Source organism: Pseudooceanicola lipolyticus, assembly GCF_002786325.1.
GTDB classification, from domain to species: Bacteria; Pseudomonadota; Alphaproteobacteria; order Rhodobacterales; family Rhodobacteraceae; genus Pseudooceanicola_C; species Pseudooceanicola_C lipolyticus.
Genome location: NZ_PGTB01000210.1, coordinates 1 through 5,238, shown reverse-complemented (window position 1 = coordinate 5,238; position 5,238 = coordinate 1). Strand labels below are relative to the sequence as shown.

Here is a 5,238-nt window from a genome sequence, read left to right as displayed (position 1 = left end):
GCTGCCGCTGCCGCCGCGCGCCTGGGGGGTCACGCTGCCGCTGTCCGGCCTGCGCCCGCCCCGCCTCGGCGGGATCGGCGATTACGCCGATCTGGGCAGGGTTGCCCGGGCGGTTGGCACCGCCGGTGGGGATTTTGTCGGGCTGAACCCGGTACATGCCGGCTTTCCCGCTGCGCAAGACACCTTCAGCCCCTATATGCCCTCGCATCGTCGGCGGCTGAACGTGATCCATATTCCCACCGGCCAGCCCAGCGCCGATCAGGCGAAACTGGTGGATTTTGCGGCGGCGATCCCGGAAAAGCTGGCGCAGCTGCGTGCAGACTGGGCCAAGCGTGATACCGCCGAACCGGCTTTCCACGCCTTTCGCGACCGCGAAGGCGCGGCGCTGGAGCGGTTCGCGCTGCACCAGGTCCTGTCGGACCGTCACGGCGCCTATTGGCGCGACTGGCCGGCGGAGCTGCAAGATCCGGACAGCCCGGCAGTCCGCGCCGCCGCGCGGGACCTGGCGGCAGAGATGGCGTTTCACGCCTGGCTGCAATGGCGCGCCCATGAGGCGCTGAGCGCCGCCGCGCAGCACGCCACGCGCGCCGGAATGCGCTTTGGCCTCTACCTCGACCTTGCCGCCGGCACGCATCCCCATGGCGCCGAAACCTGGGAGGACCGGGTCAGCTTTGCCCGTGGCGTGTCGCTGGGTGCGCCGCCCGATGCCTTTGCGCCGCAGGGACAATCCTGGAACCTAGCGCCGTTCAGTCCGCAGGGGCTGGTCGCCAGCGGGTTCGCCGCTTTGGCCGAAAGCCTGCGCGCGCAGTTCCGCTATGCCGGGCTGATCCGCATCGACCATGTGCTGGGGTTCGAACGCGCCTTCTGGGTGCCCGAGGGCGGATTGCCCGGCGCCTATGTGCAGATGCCGCGCGACGCGCTGCTGGCGGTGATCCGGCTGGAGGCGGCGCGCGCCGGCGCGACGGTGGTGGGCGAGGATCTGGGCATCATCCCGGCCGGGATGCAGCAGCAACTGGCCGCCTCGGGCATTCTGGGGTACCGGTTGATGATGTTCGAGGACAGCGGCGGCATGTTCCACCCGCCCGACACCTATACCGAGGCGGCGCTGGCCAGCTTCGGCACCCATGACCTGCCCACCTGGAAAGGCTGGCGGGCGGGGGCGGATATCGACACGCGCGAACGCATCGGCCTGACCGGGGCCGAAGCCGCCGCGCAGGCCCGGGCCGAGCGAAACGCGCGCAAGGCGGCGCTGGACCGCGCGATTGCGGCCGCCACCTCGCCGGGAACATTGACCGGATCACCCGAAGCGATGATAGGATTTCTGGGCGTGTCCCGGTCGCGCCTGGTGGCGGTTCAGGCCGAAGATCTCTTCGGGCTTGAAACCCAGGCCAACCTGCCGGGCACGGTGCGCGAATACCCCAACTGGCGCCTGCGGCTGCCGGTGGCGCCGGCGGATTGGGCGGATGACGAAAGACTGACACGAACCGCCGGCATATTGTGCCAAAGCGGAAGACAGAGGGACCAAGATGAGAAAATTCATTCCGACCAAACCGATTGAGGGGCAGAAACCCGGCACCTCCGGCCTGCGCAAGAAAACCCGGGTGTTCCAGCAGCCCGGCTATCTGGAGAATTTCATTCAGTCGGTGTGGAACGGCATCGGCGGGGTTGGCGGCAAGACGCTGGTGATCGGCGGCGACGGGCGGTTCTTCAACGAGCAGGCGATCCAGACGGTGCTGGCGATGGCAGCGGCCAGCGGTGCGCGGCACGCGATTGTCGGCCAGAACGGGTTGCTGTCGACGCCGGCCGCCTCGCACCTGATCCGGCTGCGCAAGGCCGATGGCGGCATCATCCTGTCGGCCAGCCACAATCCCGGCGGCGAAAACGGCGATTTCGGGGTGAAATACAACGTCGCCAATGGCGGCCCCGCCCCCGAGGACGTGACCGCGCGGATCTTCGAGGCGACCCAGACCATCGAACATTACGACATCCTGCGCGCGCCGCCAGTCGACCTGTCGGTGCTGGGCGAAACCGCGCTGGGGGCGATGACCATCGAAATTGTCGACCCGGTCCGGGACTATGCCGCGCTGATGGAACAGCTGTTCGATTTCGCCAAGATCCGTGCGCTGTTCCAAAGCGGCTTCACCATGCGCTTCGACGCCATGCATGCGGTGACCGGCCCCTACGCCACCGCCATTCTTGAGGACACGCTGGGCGCGGCGCCGGGCACGGTGCTGAACGGCGTGCCCTCGCCCGATTTCGGCGGCGGCCATCCCGACCCCAACCCGATCTGGGCCAAGGAACTGATGGAACTGATGCACCGCGCCGACGCGCCCGACCTGGGCGCCGCCTCGGACGGCGATGGCGACCGCAACATGATCGTCGGGCGCAACTGCTATGTCACCCCGTCGGACAGCCTGGCGGTGCTGGCCGCCAATGCCGGGCTGATCCCCGCCTTTGCCGTCGGGCTGGGCGGCGTCGCCCGGTCGATGCCAACCTCGCAGGCGGTGGACCGCGTGGCCGAGGCGCAAGGGCTGCGCTGTTTCGAAACGCCAACCGGCTGGAAATTCTTCGGCAACCTGCTGGACGCGGATATGGCCAGCCTGTGCGGCGAGGAAAGCGCCGGCACCGGGTCGAACCATGTGCGCGAGAAAGACGGGCTGTGGGCGGTGCTGGCCTGGCTGAACATCTTGGCCGAAAAACGCTGTTCGGTGGCCGAGCTGATGCAGGCGCATTGGGCCGAATACGGCCGCAACTACTATTCCCGTCACGATTACGAGGCGGTGGACAGCGCCGCCGCCAGCGATCTGATCGCGGCGCTGCGCGCCCGGCTGGCCGATCTGCCGGGCACCCATGTGCAGGGCCTGAGCGTGCTGAAGGCCGATGAGTTTGGCTATACCGATCCGATCGACGGCTCGCGCAGCGAAGGCCAGGGCCTGCGGATCTGGCTGTCGGGCGGCGGCCGGATGGTGTTCCGCCTGTCCGGCACCGGCACCGAGGGCGCAACGTTGCGGGTGTACCTGGAACGGCTGGAGACCGACCCGGACAAGTTCGGCGACGATCCGCAGCAGGCGCTGGCCGATATCATCGCCGCCGCCGATCAGCTGGCCGGGATCCGTGACCGCACTGGCCGCAGCGCGCCGGACGTACGCACCTGAATCCTGCGGGACCGGATTGGCAAACCGGTCCCGGACATGCAACGCTGCTCTCAACACCCGGAAGGGTATAACGAGGGAGGAGTACGTCATGTCGTCTGAAACCAGGCTGCACTATCCCAGCCGCAACGCGATGGCCTTTATCCTTGCCGGCGGGCGCGGATCACGGTTGAAGGAATTGACCGACAGGCGGGCCAAGCCTGCGGTCTATTTCGGCGGCAAGTCGCGGATCATCGATTTTGCCCTGTCCAACGCGCTGAATTCCGGTATCCGCCGGATCGGCGTGGCGACGCAATACAAGGCGCATTCACTGATCCGCCACCTGCAGCGCGGCTGGAGCTTTCTGCGGGCCGAACGCAACGAGGGGTTGGACATCCTGCCCGCCAGCCAGCGGGTCGAGGAAGGGCAATGGTACATGGGCACCGCCGACGCGGTGACGCAAAACCTGGACATCATCGAAGGTTACGATCCGGAATACATCCTGATCCTGGCCGGCGACCACATCTACAAGCAGGACTACCAGGTCATGCTGGAGGAACATATCGACAGCGGTGCCGATGTGACCGTCGGCTGCGTCGCCGTGCCGCTGTCCGAAGCCTCGGCTTTCGGCGTGATGCAGGTGGACGAGAGCGGGCGGATTTCCGACTTCATCGAGAAACCGGCCGATCCGCCGCCGATGCCGGGCGATCCCGACCATGCGCTGGCCTCGATGGGGATCTACGTGTTCAAGACCGCCTTCCTGACCGAGATCCTGAAAGCCGATGCCGCCAACCCGGACTCGAGCCACGATTTCGGCAAGGACATCATCCCGGCGCTGGTGGCGCGGGGCAATGCTCTGGCGCATGAGTTTTCCAAAAGCTGCGTGTTCCGCCCCGGATCCTCGGTGGCCTATTGGCGCGATGTCGGCACCATCGACGCCTTCTGGCAGGCCAATATCGACCTGACCAATTTCGAACCCGAACTCGACCTCTACGACCGCAGCTGGCCGATTTGGACCTATGCGGAAATCACCCCGCCCGCCAAGTTCATCCATGACGAGGAGGACCGGCGCGGCTCGGCCACCAGCTCGTTGATCGCCGGCGGCTGCATCATCTCGGGCAGCCAGGTGGATCAGTCGCTGCTGTTCAGCAACGTGCGCTCCCATTCCTACAGCCGCCTCAGCCGCGTCGTGGCGCTGCCCGAGGTCGAGATCGGCCGGCGCGCCGACCTGCGCAACGTGGTGATCGACCGGGCGGTGCGCATCCCGCCGGGCCTGGTGGTGGGTCACGACCCGGAACTGGACGCGAAACGGTTCCGGCGCAGCGAAGGCGGCGTCTGCCTGATCACCCAGCCGATGATCGACGCGCTGGAGGACTGATCTCAGTCGCGGTCGCGCTTGAACCAGCCATCCTCACGCTGGGTAAAGCCGTCCAGCAGCCGGTCGGCATAGGCGCGGCGCTCCGCATCGCTCATCTGTTCGATCTTCTTAAGCCAGGCCGCCTGCATCGCCGCCAGTTCGCCGCGGCGCTGATCGAGATCGCGGTTGACCATGCCTGACAACGCCTGGGCATCGAAGGGCGTCGCGCGCAGGGTTGCGGCGACCTGTTGCAGCGCCGCCAGATCACGCTCGGCCCGTTGCTTGTGATCGCGCAGGGAATGGGACTCGTCCCGCAATTCCTTGCGGTCCTCCTGCGGCAGCGCCCGGTACAGCGCCGCGCCGATCGAGGGCGGTCCACGCCGCCCGTCGGGCCCGCCATGGCGGGCCACCGCGCCCAGGATCAACCCGACAAACAGCAGGTTCAGCGCCAGCGACACCACCAGCACCACGCGCGGCCAGACCCGGCGGGGGGTTGGTTTCGGTTCCGGGGAAATGCTCATCATCCATCCTCCGCCATGGCCAGCACCAGGCTTTCGACACCCAGCAGATCGACCGTGGTTTGCGTCTGCCCGTTGATCAGCAGCGTGGCCGCATCGGGCAGCCCGGTGGGCGGGGCAAAGCCCAGCCAGACCCCGGCGGCGCAGGCAGCGGCCAGTCCGCCCAGCCCGAACCAACCGCCCAACAGATCGGACAGCTGCGCCAGCAGGCCGGGCCGCGCTGGCGGCATCG

4 protein-coding genes and 1 pseudogene are annotated in these 5,238 nt (G+C 67.5%); 3 read left to right on the top strand and 2 right to left on the bottom strand.

Going from position 1 to position 5,238, the window contains the following annotated elements:
- The 3 genes from malQ to glgC all read left to right on the top strand — a co-directional run.
- Positions 1 to 1,558, top strand: a 1,558-nt coding sequence (gene malQ, locus CVM52_RS23240; RefSeq protein WP_172721075.1) for a 4-alpha-glucanotransferase, incomplete at its 5' end; no start/stop codon positions are given.
- A complete protein-coding gene (locus tag CVM52_RS23235; protein ID WP_100164725.1) occupies positions 1,527 to 3,155 on the top strand; it encodes an alpha-D-glucose phosphate-specific phosphoglucomutase in 1,629 nt (542 codons plus the stop codon). The genes malQ and CVM52_RS23235, both read left to right, overlap by 32 nt.
- Before the next feature lie 67 nt (positions 3,156 to 3,222).
- Entirely contained in the window at positions 3,223 to 4,509 is a 1,287-nt protein-coding gene (glgC, locus tag CVM52_RS23230; RefSeq protein ID WP_370741711.1) for a glucose-1-phosphate adenylyltransferase, read from the top strand.
- Between the two features lie 2 nt (positions 4,510 to 4,511).
- On the opposite strand, the gene CVM52_RS23225 is transcribed toward glgC, so the two are convergent.
- Complete coding sequence (locus tag CVM52_RS23225; RefSeq protein ID WP_172721074.1) at positions 4,512 to 5,009, bottom strand: periplasmic heavy metal sensor; 498 nt, start codon at positions 5,007 to 5,009, stop codon at positions 4,512 to 4,514.
- Positions 5,009 to 5,238: pseudogene (locus CVM52_RS23220) on the bottom strand (hypothetical protein); the annotation flags it as partial. The gene CVM52_RS23225 and the pseudogene CVM52_RS23220, both read right to left, overlap by 1 nt.